This window comes from Psychrobacter sp. H29 (genome assembly GCF_059073055.1).
Genome location: NZ_JCACRY010000001.1, coordinates 2389121 through 2409276, shown reverse-complemented (window position 1 = coordinate 2409276; position 20156 = coordinate 2389121). Strand labels below are relative to the sequence as shown.

The window sequence follows — 20156 nt, the reverse complement described above, 5'->3', positions numbered from 1 at the left end:
AATTCGCTAAGCATGCCGAATACTCTGTAGATATCTAGCGGTACATAGGCCTAACAGGTACACCCTGCTAGGCCTTTTTTGGCAAGTATTTGTACTAAATTAATTGATAAGTCTATTAATAAAAATAAGCATCATTAAAGTAAGGTAATAACATGAACCAACGTCTACAACGCTTGTCCGATCAGATTCAGCGTGAGCTTGCTGTTCTTATTCGTGATGAAGTCAATGACCCTCGTCTAACAGGTTTTGTCACAATCTCTAGTGTCAAAGTTAGTCCAGATCTAGGCTATGCTGATGTCTATGTCACCATCATGGAGCCTGAGCTCAACGATGCCATGACTAAGACCAACCATGAAGATAGTATCAAAGTGCTCAACAAAGCAGCAGGATTTTTGCGTACTGAGCTGAGCCATAGTCTCAAGACACGTACTACCCCGCGTCTACGTTTTCATTATGACGAAGTGACGGCTCGTGGTAATTACATGATGGACTTAATCAGCAAAGCCGTCACTCAAACTGAGCAAAACGAGAATGACGAGTAAATTATAATTATGTCTATAACGTCCAAGCAAGTGGATAAAAAAGCGAATAAAACGCCTGACAAAATAAAAGTGTCGGGTGTTATTTTGGTGGACAAACCTCAGGGCATGACTTCACAGCAAGTCGTCTCTAAAGTGAAGTATTTGTTTAAATCACCTAATCATGACAGTAAAAAAGCAGGTCATACAGGTACGCTTGATCCAATGGCAACAGGCTTACTGCCGATTTGCTTGGGTGAAGCCACCAAGTTCAGTCATTATCAACTGGATGCCGATAAATCTTACCAAGCGACTATTCTACTTGGTAGCCAAACGGATACTGGTGATGCAGACGGTCAAGTCATTGCACAAGCATCTATTCCAGAGTTTGACGAAGACTTATTAGCGACTATTGCACAGCAGTTTTTGGGTGCGCAGCAGCAAATACCACCGATGTATTCAGCACTGAAAAAAGATGGCAAAAAACTTTACGAATACGCCCGTGCTGGTATTGAGGTTGATAGGCCACCGAGAGATATTACCATTAAAGCGATCGATCTGAATGTGATTGACGATCATCAAATCCGCTTAACAGTAACGTGTACCAAGGGTACGTATGTGCGTGTACTCGCGGAAGATATTGCAAAGGGTCTAGGTACGCTTGGGCATCTGACTGCTCTGCGCCGTACACAGGTAGGTAAGTTTAATATCGATAAATCTATCGCCTTATCATCGTTAGAAGAATGTCTTTTAGAAGAACGTCAGTTCTGGTTACTACCTATCGATGCCTGTATCGATATCGACGCTGAGCTAACGCTTACAGAAGAGCAGTGTGCTCGTGTACATATGGGACAACGTTTGAATGTATTTGATGAGCTAAACGGAGGACTCAGGGACTACATTTCTAATAAGGTTTCTTATCAACTAACCAATGCTAATGCTATTAGCACTAATGACGCTGATCTAGAAATCGATAAAGAAGGCGACGCTGACCTCGAGTCTTATCAGCTCCTAGCACATGAAATACCTGTTGATATACGTCTACTCAATGAACAAGGAGAGTTTCTTGGGTTGGGAGCTGTCAGTCTTAATGGGCGCTTACAACCAAAAAAACTTATCCAGCGCTGACACTGACATCACTTTGTATACAAACCAGTAGCCAGAACTCATTCGCTTTACTAATAGTTTACACTAATCACATACCGTCACATTTTATTGCAGGTTTCACATATGGTGAAACCTGTTTTTTTTGTACATTATATACACCAGCTAGGGAAAGCTGAGCAGAAAAATAAGACGAAAAAACCATAACAATAGAAAATAATAACTAAAATAAATATCACTATAAAAACACGAACCAAAAGACTTTATAACAATAGACAATAAGAACGAACAATAACACAGTGCAATAATTAGCTGGATCATAAAATCAAAATAATTACAGAAAATAAATAACTATAGATAGTAAGGAATATTATGAAAACGATTGCTTTTCTACTACATAACAATTTTGAGCAAGCAGAGTACGAAGAAGTTAACAATAAGCTAAAAGGCAAAGGCTACAAGACGCTTCTTATCACTACCAACAAAGACAAAAAAGTTCAAGCCATGCAGCAGGACGTAGATAAAGGCGATACCTTTACGGCTGATATCTTTGCGAGAGAAGCGAATGTCGAAGACTACGATGCGTTAGTGTTACCAGGCGGTACAGTGAACGCAGACACGATACGTGGCAACGAAGAAGCTCATCGTATCATCAACGCTATCAATGATGCAGGTAAGCCACTGGCAGCAATATGCCATGCTCCTTGGGCGCTTATTGATACGGGCATTGCCAAAGGAAAAACGCTTACTTCTTACCAATCATTGCAAACCGATTTAGAAAACGCAGGCGCCAATTACGTAGACAAAACAGTACAAATCGATGGTAATTTGATTACTTCACGTAATCCAGACGATATTGACAACTTCGCTGATGCAATACATAAAGCACTGTCTTAATCTTTTCATCTGGTTGAAGTTTAACCACGAATACATTTTAATTAATTACAACTATACTAGGGGAACATTATGTCAAACTCTAACCCAAACGACACTAAACTTGAGCAACAGCGTTCTGATTCAGCGAATGCGGCTCTTAAAAGCCAAACTGAAAACAATCATACTGAAGACAGTGAAGCTGCAGCAGATCGCATTGCAGATAATCTAGAGAGTGCTAAAGAAGACAAGTAATACATCTAATGCGTCATTCTTAACTGAATGACGCTATTTTTTTTGGTACTTATTTAGTTATTAAACAAACACTAGCAATCACAAAGTCTAAAAACAATTTAGGAGTTAATATGAGTAATTCAGCAGATAACATGGACGAGCAAGAAAAAGAAATTGCACAGCTCTCAGAAGATATCAATCCTAGAGAAGATAAGACGCCTGATAGTTTGGCTGAGGCAACTACGGCACCACTCGAAGATGACGAGTTGGGCGGTAACGCTAAGGAAAACGACGTTAAGTAGCAAATGAATGGTAACTTTGCTAGATAGACGATTAGACTTACAAGTATTATGAAAAACTGCTGCTAGTTCAGTGGTTTTTTGCTATAATCATCCTCACATTTAAATCAGGTTCTAGACAGTACATTGTATCTTGCCCAGCACTAAAACTAGGTAAGAAGTCAATATGCAGCAGTTTAGGCTTATTAAATGATTGTTATCTGTAACTGAGCTTGTCGTACACTAGGTCAACTCTAGTAATGCAGGGTTGTCCTGAATGGCGTACAAGTTATTTTATTTATTATTCTATTGCTTTAAAGCCGACTTAAATTGTAGTCCGTTCTAAAGCTCTTAGCATTGCCGGAGATATTTATGCTAACTAATACCGATCGTGAACAAATCATCGCTCAATACCAACGTGGCGAAAATGACACTGGTTCTCCAGAAGTTCAAGTAGCTTTGTTGAGTGCTCGTATCAACGATTTGCAGAACCATTTCAAAGCACATAAAGCTGACCACCATAGCCGTCGCGGTCTTATCCGTATGGTTAACACACGTCGCAAATTGCTTGATTACCTAAAAGGTAAAGATCTTGGTCGTTACACGACTCTTATCAGCCAATTGGGTCTACGTCGTTAATCTGACAAATACATCACGAGGGGCCACCAAAACTAAAGACACCATTATATGGCACAATCTTGAAGTTTTCGTTAGACCATTCGGGACTTGTTTGTTGTTATCGATAATATAGATTTTTATAAAACGGCGTGGAATAGTTTCACGCCGTTTTTTTATGCTTATTCATTTTATAAGACAGGTTCAGATAATCTCGTAAATCATTAGGTAAGACGCGCAGTGTAGACAGCAGCTTTAGTAAAAACAGCACGAAATGTATATACGATCGAATTTTTTCTATTGATAGTCGCTGTGTTTTGCAATTAATTGGTCAATGGCTCCAAATCACTGTAAAATAATGCTTTGTGACTTTTACAACATATCTACTCCATACATGGCGATTATCTAAAAGTAGTAGTCTCTTAGCCTATAAGTTGATTGGATGAGCAAATACCTGACAGGTGATATCCGATAACTGTGAGTGCAAAGGTAGCCTACATGATTTTTAGCACTAAAGTCTTTTGACTTGACGCCTTTTTGATAGTATTTATAGTAAAGTCAAAATTGAACGACCGAATATATATGATAGTACGATGTCTAGCACAGACAGATATAAGAGATAACCAATTGACGTTATTGGCAGTGATTGAGATGAGTTTTTAGAAAAAGAGTGTCAATCAGTAGTAGCCATATACATAGAATTTTAATGACAGATATCAGCTTATTAGGTTGCTGATATCACTTTTGTCGGTCAACATTAGGAAGATTATATGACAATGTTTAACACCATTAAGCGTGAATTTCAGTACGGTAACCAGCAAGTTGTTATCGAGACAGGCCGTATGGCTCGTCAAGCAAACTCTATTTTAGTACACATGGGCGGCGTAACAGTATTAGTTGCAGCAGTCGTAAAGTCAGAAGCTAAAGAGGGTCAAAACTTTTTTCCGCTCACCGTAAACTATCAAGAAAAAATGTATGCAGCGGGTAAAATTCCAGGTGCTTATGGCAAACGTGAAGGTCGTGCAAGCGAATTTGAAACTTTAACCTCGCGCTTGATTGACCGTCCGATTCGTCCGCTATTCCCAGAAGGTTATGTAAACGAAATCCAAATCACAGCGACGGTTGTATCATCAGATAAAACTCAGTCTGCAGATATCGCTGCACTAATTGGTGCTTCAGCGGCATTGGCTATCTCTGATGCGCCATTCAATGGTCCTGTTGCTGCCGCTCGTGTTGGTTTCATTAATGGTGAATACGTTCTAAACCCAACGTCTGAGCAGCTTGAGACCAGTGATCTAGATTTGGTTGTAGCTGGTACTAAGTCTGCGGTATTGATGGTTGAGTCTGAAGCGGCAGAGCTGTCAGAAGACCAGATGTTAGGTGCAGTATTGTACGGTCATCAGCAGCAGCAAATTGTTATCGATAATATCGCTTCAATGGCGGAAGAAATCGGTACTGCTAAGCAGCAATACTCTGCTCCTGAGCGTGACCAAGCACTTACCAGCAGCATGAAAGAGCAGTTCGGCGAGCAAGTGGCTGACGCTTATACCATTACTGATAAGCAAGCACGTTACACCAAGCTTGACGAAATTAAGCAATCAATTATTGATGCACTTGCTGGTGATGCCGAATCAGAAGGCTATGCTGATACCGTATCTGAGCTTAAAGAAATCTATAACGACCTCAAATATCGTACCGTTCGTGACAATATCTTGTCAGGTAAACCGCGTATCGATGGTCGTGACCCTGAAACAGTTCGTGCGCTTGACGTACAAGTTGGTGTATTGCCATACACGCATGGTTCAGCACTGTTCACCCGCGGTGAGACACAGGCATTGGTTACGACTACGCTTGGCAACAGCCGTGATGTCAACATGATTGACTCACTAGGTGGCACGATTCGTGACCATTTCATGCTGCATTATAACTTCCCGCATTTCTCAGTTGGTGAAACGGGCCGTGAAGGTATTCCAAAACGTCGTGAAATCGGTCATGGCCGCCTTGCACGTCGCGGTGTACAAGCAATGCTACCAGATAGCGAACGCTTCCCATATGTGATCCGTGTAGTATCAGAGATTACTGAATCTAATGGTTCATCTTCTATGGCGTCTGTTTGCGGCGCAAGCTTGGCATTGATGGACGCAGGCGTACCACTAAAAGCACCAGTTGCTGGTATCGCGATGGGTCTGGTTAAAGAAGGCGAGCGTTTTGCTGTCTTATCAGATATCTTGGGTGATGAAGATCATCTAGGCGATATGGACTTTAAAGTAGCTGGTTCTAAAGACGGTATCACAGCGCTACAGATGGATATCAAAATCGAAGGTATCACTCCTGACATCATGGAGCAGGCGCTTAAGCAAGCACATGCTGGTCGTATCCACATCTTGGACGCAATGAATCAAGTACTGCCTGAGAGCCGTACTGAAATCAACGCTCATGCACCGAACTACGCGGTTATCGAAATCAATCCAGATAAGATTCGTGATGTTATCGGTAAAGGCGGCGCAACTATCCGTCAGTTGACTGAAGAGACTGGCGCAGTTATCGACATTGATGATGCCGGTACTATTCGTATCTTTGGTGAAAACAAAGCAGCTACCAAAGCCGCTATTGGTAAAATCGAAGCATTAACTGCTGAAGTTGAAGTTGGTAAAACTTATGAAGGTACGGTTGCTCGTATCGTAGACTTTGGTGCATTTGTCAACGTATTACCAAACACCGATGGTCTAGTGCATATCTCACAAATCGCAGAAGAGCGCGTAGAAAATGTATCAGACTATCTAAAAGAAGGCCAAGTCGTTAAAGTACTCGTACAAGACGTTGACAACCGTGGTCGTATCAAACTTACTATGAAAGGTGTTGAGCAAAACTAAGGCTCAGTATTTGATGTAGTTTGACCCAAAAAAACCGCCTTGAGTACTCATAAAGAGTATTTCAAGGCGGTTTTTTTTATCTTTAAAAACGATAACTGAGCAATTCATAATCAGTTTATAAGTAATAGTCTGTTTATAAGCTGATGCTTTTTGGGACGTGCACATCGATACGTAGCTTTGGTAGGTCTTGTAAATAGGTAGTCAGTAATGGCAATGTATCAGTCTGCCAATCTAGAGGCAGAGAATTTGTTTCAGTACTTTGGTGAGTTGCAGTATCACGTGGATTATCAAAAATAAGTGGACGTGCCAATAGTGCAACTCTGCGTATGCCTTTATAACGTATGAGCGGCATCATCTGCTGTTGTAGATCAATCAAGGCAGTGGTGAACCAACGCGTACGCGCAGGATGGTATGGGTGATTCGATACCACAAGGTTAGCGATATAGCTTGGCTGATTGCCATTACTACTGATACCCAGACCTGCTTGCTCACGCATGCGCTTATGCAGTAAGCAGCTGCCAACGTTTAAGCTACCATCACGGCAAGCACGATGATAGCGATGATAGTTATCAGGGTACAAGGTTTTGGCTCGTGCAAGGACAGGGTCCAAAAGAACGCCAGCGTTATTGACAGGTAATATGAGCAGTTGTGCTCTACTATTCAATATAGACGCATGCGTAAGTTGCAGGTTCGCCATCCTAAGCCTCTTTATCAGAAATGCTGTTTTTATTGTGGCTCTGTTTGACCAGCGCCATCTGCTTCTAGCTGTGCTATTTGCTGTTCGAGTAGGGCGATCTCTTCTGCTTTCATATCGGTGAGTTTTTTACTCATGGCTAATTGCTCAGCAGCCAGCTTTTCTTGTTCAGCTAAGCGCTTACGCTCATCTTCTAAACGATCAATCTCTTCTTTTGCTAGGCTGTCAGTCTTTGGTATAGGCGCGTTTAAGATAGCGGCGGGGCTGGGTAGTTCAGTGCTTGCACTCTCATCTAAAATGACACTTTCATTCATGTCTTCGCTATCATCAATGATAATATCGTGCTCGTCATTGGTCATGTCTTTTGAATTTGAAGCGGCTTTAGCGGCCTCAGTTTGCTCAGCCATTGTTGGTGATTTGCTAATAGGTAAGACAGGATCTGGTTGAGGCTTTGCCCAAATAAAGTAAGCCACAGCGACAAGTAGTAACGCAAAAATAAGGGTAATCCAAACTCGTCGGCCAGCTTTTGCAGAGGTTGCTCTAGAAGACTTGGTAGATAAAGGACGCATTTGTTTACGGTTCATATTATGATCGATTTATATCAAGACTATAAGTAGACATACTATAGCAAACTCAAAATAAAAAGCCTATCTATTGATAGATAGGCTTAATAGACCATGAAACAATGAGTGAGTAATACATAGGTTCGTTGTTTGAAACAATTGCTGAGTAGTTAGTACTAAGCGACCAGCTTTCAACAATTAAGGTTTGAACTTTACGGTACCACTAGTACCTGTAGACATCGCATTACGAGCAAGCTGATCCTCTAAATGGTTTTTGGCACTGATCGCCTCAGGATCAGGACGATGTTCCGAATGTCCACATTGGGTACACTCAATGTACTCATCTGGCGCTGGCGTGACAATATTGACTTGTACTACCGCGTCCATCTCTTGGCATTTTGGACAACGTACTCCTGCCAAAAACCGACGCTTGGGTTTAGATGACTGATAGCGCATTTAGATAACCTCACGCGTCGTCTGGTCGTTTGTAGCGTCGATGTTTTTAGTATCGACAAAGCCATTGTGACGTAGTAGAGCATCAATACTGGCACTACGACCACGGAAGTTTTCAAAGTTGGTCTTGGCTGGGAAACTACCACCAACGGATAAGACAGACTCACGAAAAGCTTTACCAGTTGCTGGGTTAAAAATACCCTCTTCCTCAAACTTACTAAAAGCATCCGCTGATAATAGCTCTGCCCATTTATAAGAGTAATAACCCGCCGCATAACCACCCGCGAAGATATGACTGAAGCCATTAGCAAAACGGTTATAGTCAGGCGTCTGCATGATAGCGATATCGCTACGTACTGCATTGAGTGTTGCTAAGATACCATCGTAATCAAGGGCTGGGGTATGAGCGTGAATCAGTAAATCAAACAATGCAAACTCGATTTGACGCAGTGTCTGTAGACCGCTTTGGAAGTTTTTTACCGCCAATAGCGCATCCAATTTATCTTTAGGCAATGGCTCACCAGACTCGACATGGCTACTGATAAGCGCAATGCCTTCAGCATCCCACGCCCAGTTTTCCATAAACTGACTAGGCAGCTCGACGGCATCCCATTCAACGCCATTGACACCAGCGACATCACCGACCGTGACTTGGGTTAATAAATGATGCAAACCATGACCAAACTCGTGGAATAAGGTTAATACTTCATCATGGGTCAATAAACTAGGTTTGCCATCAAGTGATGGCGTGAAATTACCAACCATAAAGCAAACGGGCAGTTGTTGATGGTTTTGTTCTTCATAGCTATAGCGAGATTGGAAACCACTCATCCATGCACCGCCACGCTTACCACTACGTACAAACAAGTCAAAGTAGAAGCCACCAAGCAAGCGATCATCAGCATCGAATAATTGATAAAAACTCACATCGTCATGCCAGCGAGAGACTGAGTCACTTTCTGCATCTTTATGACCTTGCTCTTGTACTTTAATACCGTATAGACGCTCAACGATAGTGAACAAGCCATTAATCACTTTAGGTAATGGGAAATATGGACGAATTTCCTCTTGCGATAAGCTGAACTCACTTTGTTTTACCTTTTCAGCGATATAGGCGCTATCCCACGGTTGCAACTCGTCAATGCCATAATCACTAGCGTATTTTTGTAGCTGTGCCAAATCTGCTTTGGCAGCAGGGGTTGCTTGCGTTGCTAAGTCACGTAAGAATGTTTCAACTTCTAAGACACTGTCTGCCATCTTGGTCGATAGGGATACTTCAGCATAATTTGTAAAGCTTAATAACTTAGCCTTTTGCTCACGTAATGAGAGTATTTGACTCATATTGTCAGCATTATTTAATGAGTTGCCTTTTGCATTGGTATGCGTATCAAACTCAGAGGCGCGTGTGACATAAGCATGATAAAGCGTCTCACGTAGGCTACGATCGTCCGCATGAGTCATGATTGCTAGATATACGGGAATATTCAAACTGGCCACATAGTAAGGAGTAGGAAGTGCATCTATATCGGCTTGGCTAAGAGCACCGCTAGCAAGCTCACGCGCTTTGTATTGCTCGCCTGCATCTGCCAGTAGGGCCAAACCACTCTCTGTTAACCCCTTTAACTGAGAATCTTCTAAAGGCAGGGCAAATGCTTGCGTCGCATCCAAGATATTGTCCGAAAAGGTTGCAGACAGGGTCGATAACTCACTTTGGATAGCGGCAAACTTTTCTTGCTCAGCTTGAGGTAACGCAACGCCTGATAACTCAAAGCTACGTAATGCCAGTTCGATTGCACGTGCACGAGCAGGCTCTAACGTAGCAAAGAAATCTGTGTCATTGACGATAGCTTGATAGCGATTAAACAAAGGCTGATGCTGTCCCACTCGCGTACCGTAAGCAGATAGCTTTGGTAGCAGCTCATGATGAACATGTCGAATCTCATCATTGCTCATCACGCCATTGAGGTGTGACAAGATACCCCAGCTACGATCTAGCGCCAGATTGATATGATCAAAACGCATGACGTCTGCCAATGCCTGTTCAGCACTTACGCTGGTAGCGTCCGTCACTGCCGAAAGGTTATCTAGAAAATTATTGGCTTCATCGATAGCATCAACGACTTGGTTCTGTAGTGTGTGCGGCGCGGCATTGGCAAAGTCGACAAGGCGCAAGTCTGAAGAAGGAATAGTCATAAAAGTATCCAATATTAATGGTTGTTATAGAGCAAACTGTCGTATCAGATCGCACTCGTTACGGTTTCAATCTGTAATGCACGGCTATTTTTATAGTCTACGATTTATAGATAAGTTATATAAAAGATGGGTTCGTTTCATAAAAATACAACCTGAGTGTGCACAAACTGAGCGCGCGCTCAATGTATGAGTACATGATATGGTCAGTAGAGTTCAGAAGACAGTTGGTTGAGACGATGTCTGTCTTTAACAATATAGATTGCTCTATTTACAAAGCGCTATCATTTGCTTGCATTTTAACCCTACAGAGAGTGAGGAGCAGCTGCTAGGATTAAGACAAAGGAATTCAAAAATTATGCACATGTAAGGTGTGTACAACATGGAAAAGTGGCAAATGATAAGCAAATGGCTTTAGCAGTTTTTTATGACCAGTCTATAGTTTGTGATTATACTGATAAAACCATTGCTAAGTATGGCATAGAGCAAAACAACATAACGCTGTACTAATAAGAAAATATATAAAATCGAAAGTAAATGATAATAAAACAAGGAGCACTATATGAAAGCGACTCTCAAAAGTCTACGTGAAACCAAAGCGAACCCAGCAGTGAGTATTTTTGTGAAGACTCACCGAGCACATCCTGCTAACGAACAAGATCCTATTGCCCTCAAAAATCAGTTAAAAGTCGTAGAAGATCGTCTGAATAAAGAGTATGACAAGAGCACAGCGACAATTATCTTGGATAACATTCATGCCAAGACCAACGACTTAAATCATAATTACAACCTCGATACCCTAGCTATATTTGCCAGTACTGATGATGTACAAGTTATCCGTATGCCAATTGACACAACAGAACGCGTGGTAATCTCAGATAGCTTCGCGACGCGCGATTTGGTACGTGACATGGCAAGCGCTGTCCATTATTACACAGTAATTCTAACCCGTGACAAAGCACGTTTAATCGAAGCTTCTAATGACCGTGTCATCAGAGAGTTTGACAAAGATGACGATGCGCAAAACAATATGGAAAATATTCAGTTCCCTGTAGAGAACAACGGACTGTATACAACGGGTGATGGTAGCTCGGATCGTTCATCAAATAACGAAAGCAGCCATCTTAAAGAGTACTTCAACCAAGTTGATAAAAGTGTGCAAGAGCTGTGGGGCGAGCACAAAATGCCACTCGTGATTGTTGGCGACGCAAAAAACATCGGTTACTACAAAGAAGTGTGTGATCGTCCAGACAACATAATTGCCACGGTATCGAACGCTACTAATTTAGAAGATGGTAGTGCCCAGCATATTGTTGATAGCGTGCAAGATGCTGTAGAAGATTACCGTACATCATTGCATAAAGCAGCATTGGGTGAAATCGATAAAGCTCGCGGTGCCAATATGTTGCAAACTGACTTGCAGGAAGTATATCGTAGCGCGTTCCAAGGTGCTGGCGAGACTCTTTATGTGCGCCGTGGTTATATACAATCTGCCAAGATCGATGAAAAAGCTCAAACCCTAAGTCTTGCAAGCGATGTCACTGCAGAAGGTGTCACTGACGATGCAGTTGGTGAAATTATCGAGCACGTCATTCATAATGGTGGTGAAGCGGTGTTTATGCCACAAGATATCATGGGTGAAGATCAGCCTATTGCTTTGGTAACTCGTTACTAATTAAACAGGTCATTAATCAAACAGGCATATTTTATTAACGATGCTTATCCATAGATAAGCTATCGGGAATAAGCAATTACGATACAAGAGCGTTGGTTCTATATGGACCAGCGCTCTTTTTTATCATGCTTATTACTCACGTCCATGAGTACACACTATATTGGTTACGGATTCGAAGCACTGGTTCATATTGAGTCAGTGCTTTTTGCTATTTTTCACTTTCTAACAGTCAAATTATCGCAGATAAAGCTAAGTATCGATGCATACTTAGCATGGTTCAGAATAGAGCGATATTTCTCATTATGGTGCACGATGTTCTATGATAGTGCGTTTTTTAATTTACCTAGTAACTAACTTCTATCTTTTATGAACTGCTACTGCCAATCATATCAGAGCCTTGTTTTTAAGAGAGTATCGAACTTGCTATTATGTACTCAGCCTATATGTATTAGGCTATAAGCGTCCCTAGAAGTAAATTTATCTTGGAGAAATACGACTAATATAGCGAATTTTTTAGTGAGCTAATTTTAAGTTGTGCGAAAAATAAGAGCCAAATTGATAGTGATGAATAATGGCTGGCATACCGCTTGCAGAGTTAATAGTACACGGTTAACTACCGTATGCTATTAATCTAAGAGCTAAAAAAATGCCGTCTAGGGTTCCGATATAGTAGAGGAAGGCTTTCTAAAACTATATGACTGGTCCGAGAGATGGCGGTTCGAAAGAACTACACGGAGGGATAAAAGCCCGGGAGACTCTAAGTGACACTGCTCACTTAAGCTCATAACTGTGGAGTTTTTTATGTCATCCGTTTCAATCACTACTTCCGATAGTTCATATTCAGATCGTTTCACCACGCCTCTACCAGGTGGCCACCATTGGTGTGGACGTATCAACAAAAACACTGTATTAACGCTCAAATCACTGGCAGCCAATGCCAATGCTAGCCTATATGTGGTTAATGCTGATGAGAAGCTTGAACGCTTCAACATGCCAGATAGTCTAAAAGCACAACACACCTTATACCTATCTGAAGGTCACGTACTCTACTCCGATATGGGCCGAGTACTGGCCTCTATTATCAGCGATGACCATGGCTGGAACGATGCTATTTGTGGCTCTAGCACTGCTGCTATGATCAGCTCACAATATGGCAAAAAAACCTTCCAAGATGCTCGTAACGAGCGCTATCAAAACGGTCTTGACGGACTATTAACAGAGATGTCGAAGTTTGCGCTAGATGAGCGCGACCTTACGGCAACGGTCAATTTATTCTCCAAAGTCACCCCCGATCTACAAGGGCAGCTGTCCTATATCACAGCTGACAATACCAACCAATCTATCGCCCTACGGTTTGAGATGAATTGCTTAGTATTCATCTGTAACGCCCCGCACCCACTTGATCCATCAGATATCTATGAGTCAGCTGATATTGAACTAACCATTCAGCAGGCAGCGCCTATCGTGTCGAAGGCAGAGTTTGATATTTGTCGTGACTCCTGCTCGCAAAACCAACGTGGGTTTGAAAACAATGCACGCTATTTTGGCGACTATACGAACGCCTAACGACAGGCAGTGTTCGATAGTCGAAGGCATTTATTAAGTAAGTGGTTATCAATTTCTAATTTTTGACTGGTAAAACGACTCTATAGGTTCGTGAGCACCATACCTACGTCCATAACCATTCATAGTAACTATTTATAATAACTAAGAGAGCAGACTCATGACAATTAATAATGATATTAAAAATAACGATGAATATACGCAAAATCCAGCCACAACAACTTTAGAGTCAATGGATCTCAAGCAGATCAAGCTGCGTGAAACGTGTGCTGCAGGAGAGGGGTGGATGGCCGAGGTTAAGAAAAACCAGACCTTGCGCATTATAGATACTGAAGGTAATCAGGCAGTCGATACTTTGTTTATCAGCTGTGCTGATACGGCTGAACGTTATAGTGCCACGGATACCTTGGCACAAAATCAAAAGCTGTTTTTGGAGATGGGCAGTCAGCTATTCACTAATAGAGGGAAAGTTATTGCCACTATCACAGATGACACTTGTGGTCGTCATGATACGTTGGGCGGTGCATGCTCATGTGAGAGCAATACCGTGCGTTACGCTCATGATACTTATCCCATGCATAGCTGCCGTAACAACTTTATGCATACTCTAGCAACGCATTCAGTTGCTCAAAAATATGATCTGAACCTACATCATGTCGGACCAAACATCAATTTCTTTATGAACGTACCTATTACGCCTGACGGTAGTTTGGCGTTTGATGATGGTATCTCAGCCCCTGGTAAATACGTCGATATCACCGCTCAAATGGACATGATTGTCCTGATATCGAACTGTCCTCAGCTCAACAATCCCTGCAACGGCTATAACCCCACGCCCATTGAGCTGGTGATTTATGAGTAAGTAAGCGATTTTCGAACAAGACGATACTGCCTATTAATGAGAATGCTGAGGAAGTTGTGATGTTTAAAAAAGTATTGATTGCCAATCGCGGTGCTATTGCTTGCCGAATTATACGTACCTTAAAGCAAATGGGTGTCGGCTCAGTCGTTGTCTATACCGATGTAGATCGAGGCTCACTACATGTCAGTCAGGCTGATGAAGCCATAAACATCGGCTCGGGTCCTGCCAGTGATAGCTATCTGAATATGGATAAAGTATTGCAAGCAGCGATAGATTCAGGCGCAGAAGCGATTCATCCTGGCTATGGGTTTTTGTCAGAAAACGCTGCATTCTGTGATCGCTGCAGTGATGCTGGAATCGCTTTTATTGGGCCAACCTCTGAGCAGCTGCTGAGCTTTGGGCTCAAGCATACAGCTCGTAAGCTCGCCATTGACAGCCAAGTGCCATTGTTACCCGGTAGCGAGCTGCTACAAGATGTGGACGAAGCATTACGTGAAGCCGAGCGTATTGGTTACCCTGTCATGCTCAAAAGCACTGCAGGTGGCGGCGGTATCGGCATGCGTCTGGTATGGAATGAGGTCGAACTAAAAGATGCTTATGAATCTGTGCATCATTTGGCACAAAGCAACTTCAGTGATGCTGGGCTATATCTCGAAAAATTTGTAGAGCATGCTCGCCATATCGAAGTGCAAGTATTTGGTGACGGGGCAGGTAATATCATCACCTTAGGAGAGCGTGATTGTTCTATTCAGCGTCGTAATCAAAAAGTGATTGAAGAAACGCCAGCGCCCTTACTATCAGACGTACAAAGACAAAACCTACAAGCGGTGGCGACTAAGCTCATGCAACAGGTCAACTATTGCTCTGCTGGTACCGTGGAGTTTGTGATGGATGTGTCGACGCAAGACTTCTATTTCTTGGAAGTGAACACACGCTTGCAAGTTGAGCATGGTGTCACAGAAGAAATCTATCAAGTGGATTTAGTACGCTGGATGATTGAGCTGGCTGCAGGCGAGTTCGTGTTGCCAGAGTTGCCACTGCGCGCATTAGGACATTCGATTCAGGTGCGTCTGTATGCCGAAGACCCTGTCAAAAGCTTTCAACCAAGCACGGGGATTTTAACGGATGCTTATTTTGACCCAGCCGCTCGAGTTGAAACTTGGATAGAAACAGGCAGTGAAATATCAGCCTTTTATGACCCGATGCTAGCAAAAATAATAGTTACGGCACCTGATCGCAAGCAAGCACTGGAGAAAATGAGCCAAAGTTTGGCCGTGTCACGTATGGCAGGTCTTGAAACCAATCTTGAGTATTTGCAGCAGATAGTGGCTTCAGAGACATTTTATGCAGGCGAGCAGACTACAAGGTTTTTGAACACTTTTACATGGCTCAGTCAAAAAATCGAAGTGTTGCAGTCGGGCGTACAGACGGCCGTACAAGATGTACTCGGCCGAGAAGGTTACTGGGATGTGGGCGTACCTCCATCAGGTGCGATAGATGGTCTGAGTCTCAATACGGGCAATCAGCTGTTGGGCAACCCATTTAACACTGCAGGTCTTGAGTGCGTGGTTACTGGACCGACTTTATTGTTCCATTGCGACAGTCAGATTGCCATTACTGGCGGTAGCATGGCCTGTACCTTGGATGGTGTAGAGCAACCAATGTGGCAAACCATTCCTGTACGTAAAGGTCAAAAACTCATTTGTGGCAATATCACCTCAGGTTGCCGAAGCTATATCGCTATCAAAGGTGGCATAGATGTCCCTGAGTATCTAGGCAGTCAAGCGACCTTTAGTTTAGGTCAGTTTGGTGGTCATGCAGGTCGTAACTTACTTATCGGCGACATGCTACCCGTTTTACAGTGCGATACGTCCATTGCTACTAAAGCCTTACCTGCTGCCCAGCAACCGGCGTTTGATGGACTATGGCAAATCGCGGTCATGTATGGACCACATGGCGCGCCAGATTTCTTTACGGATGCTGATGTGACGCAGTTCTTTGAGCATGAATGGGATGTCCATCACAACTCTAGCCGTACTGGTATCCGTCTGGTCGGACCTAAACCTGAATGGGCGCGTGAAGATGGCGGCGAAGCAGGGCTACACCCCTCAAATATCCATGACAATGCCTATGCTGTTGGTGCGATTGACTTCACAGGTGACATGCCGATCATTCTAGGACCTGATGGACCAAGCCTCGGTGGCTTTGTGTGTTTGAGCGTCATTGTCGCAGGTGAACGCTGGAAAATGGGACAGCTCAAAGCAGGTGATCGAGTGCAGTTTGTCCCTATCAGCTACGATCAAGCCGCACAATTACATCAGAGTTACGATGACATGCTACGGGCTGATCACTGTGATTTGGTGGATTATGATTTACCTATTCATACAGAAAAAGCAACATTGCAAACAGCCATATTAGACACTTTACCCATCAATAATGACCAACCAAAAGTGGTGTATCGTCCTGCTGGAGACAGCTATATATTGATTGAGTACGGCGAGCAGGTGCTTGATTTGCAACTGCGCTTCCGCGTTCAGGCATTGATGGAGTGCCTACAAGCACAGCATATCGATGCCATTATCGATATGACGCCAGGTATTCGCTCACTATTAGTGCATTACCATTCATTGAAATTGCCACAGGCAGCACTACTAGCAATTCTCAAGCAAGCAGAAAGCGCGTTACCCGATATTAAACATATGCAAGTACCGTCCAGAATTGTTCATCTACCAATGGCATGGGCTGACTCTCAGACTAAGCTAGCAACTGAGAAGTATCAGCAACTTGTCTATCCTGACGCACCTTGGTGCCCCGATAATATCGAGTTTATCAGACGTATCAATGGCTTGGCCTCTGCCCAAGCGGTCAAAGATATTGTCTATGATGCCAGCTATTTGGTTATGGGACTTGGTGATGTCTATTTGGGTGCGCCTGTTGCCACACCGCTCGATCCAAGACATCGTTTGGTCACTACCAAATACAATCCTGCCAGAACATGGACACCAGAAAACGCGGTGGGTATCGGCGGCGCTTACATGTGCATCTACGGTATGGAAGGCCCAGGCGGCTATCAGTTCGTCGGTAGGACGCTACAAATCTGGAACCGCTATCGCTCGCATCCAAGCTTTGAAGCCGAAAAACCATGGTTACTACGATTCTTTGATCAAATTCGCTTTTATGAAGTTAGTGAAGAAGAACTGTTATCAATGCGAACTGCCTTTAAAGCAGGTGAGCTCTCGATTGAGATTGAGGATAGTGTGTTAAACCTCGCTGAATATTACGAGATGTTGCATGAAAACAAAGACAGTATTCAGACGTTCAAAGATCAGCAGCAAGCCAACTTTGATGCAGAGCGACAACGCTGGAAGCAGCAAGGACTTGACCAGTATGTTGGCGAAGATATTGACGCGGTAGAAGTATCATCAGAGGTCTCTGTACCTGAGGGCGGGGTAGTCGTCAAAGCTCATATGATGGGCAGTGTCTGGAAGATTTCTTGCGCGGTAGGTGATGTAGTCGATGAGGGGCAGACTCTAGCAATCATAGAAGCCATGAAAATTGAGATACCAATTGTCTCACCCGTTGCGATGCAGGTCGTGAGTACTGAAATTGAGATTGGTACCACAGTGAAACCCGAGCAGCCTTTATTTGTACTTGCACCCATTACTGCTCACGAGACATTGGTGGCAGACTCAAACGCACACGAAGAAAGCTGATGCTGTACGGACTCATCTAGCCGGTAGTGAGATAGCAAAACAACGATAAAAATGGCAAAGAATAATAGAGAGTATAACTATGCAAAAGAATTGGACAATCAAAGATTGGCAAAGCGCTTATGCCGAAGGAACTACCCAGCTAAGTGATCTATTAGATTATGTGGCAGGTATTAGCGATGATAATAATGCTTGGATTGAGATTGCGACTCCTGAGCAGCTGACCGCTCAGATTGACAGTATCGCCACGCAAAACTCCCAAGATTTACCTCTATACGGCATACCATTTGCGGTAAAAGACAACATCGATGTGGCAGGGTTTCATACCACGGCAGGATGTACAGATCCTTTGTATTTGGCTGACAAAGACGCGCATGTGATCGCTAAGCTCAAGTCGGCAGGCGCTATCGTCATCGGCAAAACCAATCTTGACCAGTTCGCGACAGGCCTGGTAGGTACGCGCTCACCTTATGGGGCAGTGGCCAACAGTTTCAACCCTGACTATATCAGTGGTGGCTCAAGCTCAGGCTCTGCGGTCAGTGTGGCAAATGGTATCGTGCCTTTTGCATTAGGAACGGACACGGCAGGCTCTGGACGTGTGCCTGCGGGTCATAACAATATAGTGGGTTTGAAGCCTACAAAAGGCTGGTTTTCCAGCACGGGTCTCATTCCAGCGTGTCGATTACATGATGTGATTTCTATTTTTGCGCTGGGTGTTGATGATGCGTGGCAAGTAGCTCAGCTAATGAAAGGCTACGATAAAGAGGATGATTACAGTCGTATCCATCCTGCCACTGCGCCAGTCGCCTTTAGTTTTGGCAAAATTGCTATCCCTGATACCTTAGAGTTTTACGGTGATACCGAATCAGAGCAGGCTTTTGAGATAGCCATCTCGCAGCTACAGACGATGGGTTATGAGATCACACCGATAGACTTTACCGTCTTCAATGAGTTAGCAGAGGCACTCTATAACGACAGCTGGGTTAGTGAACGCACCTTTGCCATTGATCAGCTCGTCGAGCGTGATGCGCTACTACCTGTCACTCGCCAAATCATCAGTCAAGCTGATAACTATAATGCGGTTGATGCGATGAGTGCTGAGTATTCTCGTGCTGCATTAAGTCGCCGTATTCAACAAACGCTATCTAAATTTGATGCCTTAATGGTGCCAACCGCACCAACCATCTATACCATCGATGCGGTCAATGCCGACCCGTTAACGAAAAACAGTCACATGGGGGCTTATACTAATTTTGTGAATCTAGCAGACTTGTCGGCGTTGGCGTTGCCAAATCTAGTCGCTAGAGATGGCCTGCCACGCGGTGTGACCTTTATCGCTATGGGCTGGCATGATGAGGCCTTAGCCAACTTTGGGCATCAATGGCAAACCGCTCTGGATATACCAATGGGAACCTCTCACCATCATTATCACTCCGGCACCTCTCAAACCCAAACCGCTCAATCTAATCAACCACAATCGCTTATTCCACTGAGTACAGATGATAGTGATAGTAGTGTAGCACTAGCCGTGGTCGGTGCGCATTTGAGTGGTATGCCGCTCAACTATCAGCTGACCGATAGAGGCGGTGTATTGTCTGAGCAAACCCAAACGGCACATGCCTATCAGCTCTTTGCATTGGCAGGATCGACACCTGCCAAACCGGGACTGAAACGCCATGACGAAGGACGCTCGATTGCAGTAGAAGTCTGGCGAATCCCCAAAGCAAAATTTGGTGACATCGTCAACGAAGTGCCTGCACCATTAGGCATCGGCAATGTCGAATTGGCAGATGGACGCTGGGTCAAAAGCTTTATTTGTGAAGAGTACGGATTTGAAGGTGGTACGAATGTGACCGAGTTTGGTGGTTGGAAATCTTATATAGCTGAACAATCAGAGTCCGTAACTTATATCAAATAACTCTAATCATTATCCGAAAACAGTAACGCAAGC

At 43.5% G+C, this 20156-nt stretch carries 16 protein-coding genes and 1 riboswitch; of the genes, 12 read left to right on the top strand and 4 right to left on the bottom strand.

Translation table 11 applies throughout. The annotated features are described in order from the left end of the window. Positions 1–152: 152 nt before the first annotated feature. From AC5JP1_RS09760 to pnp, 7 genes are all read left to right on the top strand, one after another. The gene (locus AC5JP1_RS09760) at positions 153–542 is read left to right on the top strand and encodes a ribosome-binding factor A (protein WP_319050745.1); all 390 of its coding nucleotides are present in this window, start codon (positions 153–155) and stop codon (positions 540–542) included. 9 nt (positions 543–551) lie between these two features. Next, the gene (gene truB, locus AC5JP1_RS09755; protein WP_493843977.1) at positions 552–1646 is read left to right on the top strand and encodes a tRNA pseudouridine(55) synthase TruB; all 1095 of its coding nucleotides are present in this window, start codon (positions 552–554) and stop codon (positions 1644–1646) included. A gap of 348 nt (positions 1647–1994) precedes the next feature. Further along, on the top strand, positions 1995–2519 hold the full coding sequence (locus AC5JP1_RS09750; RefSeq protein ID WP_493843976.1) for a type 1 glutamine amidotransferase domain-containing protein: 525 nt from the start codon (positions 1995–1997) through the stop codon (positions 2517–2519). A gap of 69 nt (positions 2520–2588) precedes the next feature. After that, positions 2589–2750 carry a hypothetical protein gene (locus AC5JP1_RS09745; protein ID WP_493843975.1) on the top strand — a complete coding sequence of 54 codons (162 nt, stop codon included), beginning with the start codon at positions 2589–2591 and terminating at the stop codon, positions 2748–2750. 110 nt (positions 2751–2860) lie between these two features. After that, a complete protein-coding gene (locus AC5JP1_RS09740) occupies positions 2861–3031 on the top strand; it encodes a hypothetical protein (RefSeq protein ID WP_319050741.1) in 171 nt (56 codons plus the stop codon). Between the two features lie 348 nt (positions 3032–3379). Beyond that, entirely contained in the window at positions 3380–3646 is a 267-nt protein-coding gene (gene rpsO, locus AC5JP1_RS09735) for a 30S ribosomal protein S15 (RefSeq protein WP_045443035.1), read from the top strand. A gap of 746 nt (positions 3647–4392) precedes the next feature. After that, positions 4393–6495 carry a polyribonucleotide nucleotidyltransferase gene (pnp, locus tag AC5JP1_RS09730; protein WP_493843974.1) on the top strand — a complete coding sequence of 701 codons (2103 nt, stop codon included), beginning with the start codon at positions 4393–4395 and terminating at the stop codon, positions 6493–6495. Between the two features lie 133 nt (positions 6496–6628). Here the strand turns inward: pnp and AC5JP1_RS09725 are convergent, their stop codons facing one another. From AC5JP1_RS09725 to AC5JP1_RS09710, 4 genes are all read right to left on the bottom strand, one after another. Continuing rightward, positions 6629–7192 carry a hypothetical protein gene (locus AC5JP1_RS09725; protein ID WP_493843973.1) on the bottom strand — a complete coding sequence of 188 codons (564 nt, stop codon included), beginning with the start codon at positions 7190–7192 and terminating at the stop codon, positions 6629–6631. A gap of 29 nt (positions 7193–7221) precedes the next feature. Beyond that, positions 7222–7773, bottom strand: a complete 552-nt coding sequence (locus AC5JP1_RS09720) for a hypothetical protein (protein ID WP_493843972.1) — start codon at positions 7771–7773, stop codon at positions 7222–7224. A 177-nt stretch (positions 7774–7950) separates the two neighbouring features. Next, a complete protein-coding gene (locus tag AC5JP1_RS09715) occupies positions 7951–8208 on the bottom strand; it encodes a YheV family putative zinc ribbon protein (protein ID WP_493843971.1) in 258 nt (85 codons plus the stop codon). Then, a complete protein-coding gene (locus tag AC5JP1_RS09710; protein ID WP_493843970.1) occupies positions 8209–10398 on the bottom strand; it encodes a M3 family metallopeptidase in 2190 nt (729 codons plus the stop codon). Between the two features lie 559 nt (positions 10399–10957). On the opposite strand from AC5JP1_RS09710, the gene AC5JP1_RS09705 reads away from it, so the two are divergent. The 5 genes from AC5JP1_RS09705 (at position 10958) to atzF (ending at position 20123) form a co-directional block, all read left to right on the top strand. After that, complete coding sequence (locus tag AC5JP1_RS09705) at positions 10958–12070, top strand: AOC03_06830 family ribosome hibernation factor (RefSeq protein ID WP_443525030.1); 1113 nt, start codon at positions 10958–10960, stop codon at positions 12068–12070. A 642-nt stretch (positions 12071–12712) separates the two neighbouring features. After that, positions 12713–12826, top strand: a riboswitch (guanidine-I (ykkC/yxkD leader). Positions 12827–12871: 45 nt separating this feature from the next. Next, the gene (locus tag AC5JP1_RS09700; protein ID WP_493843969.1) at positions 12872–13636 is read left to right on the top strand and encodes an urea amidolyase associated protein UAAP1; all 765 of its coding nucleotides are present in this window, start codon (positions 12872–12874) and stop codon (positions 13634–13636) included. A gap of 229 nt (positions 13637–13865) precedes the next feature. Then, positions 13866–14495, top strand: coding sequence for an urea amidolyase associated protein UAAP2 (locus AC5JP1_RS09695; RefSeq protein ID WP_493844469.1), 630 nt, complete (start codon positions 13866–13868; stop codon positions 14493–14495). A 59-nt stretch (positions 14496–14554) separates the two neighbouring features. Further along, positions 14555–18208: an urea carboxylase gene (gene uca, locus AC5JP1_RS09690; protein WP_493843968.1), complete on the top strand. Its 3654-nt coding sequence runs from the start codon at positions 14555–14557 to the stop codon at positions 18206–18208. A 79-nt stretch (positions 18209–18287) separates the two neighbouring features. Then, on the top strand, positions 18288–20123 hold the full coding sequence (atzF, locus tag AC5JP1_RS09685; RefSeq protein ID WP_493843967.1) for an allophanate hydrolase: 1836 nt from the start codon (positions 18288–18290) through the stop codon (positions 20121–20123). The last annotated feature ends 33 nt before the right edge of the window (positions 20124–20156 follow it).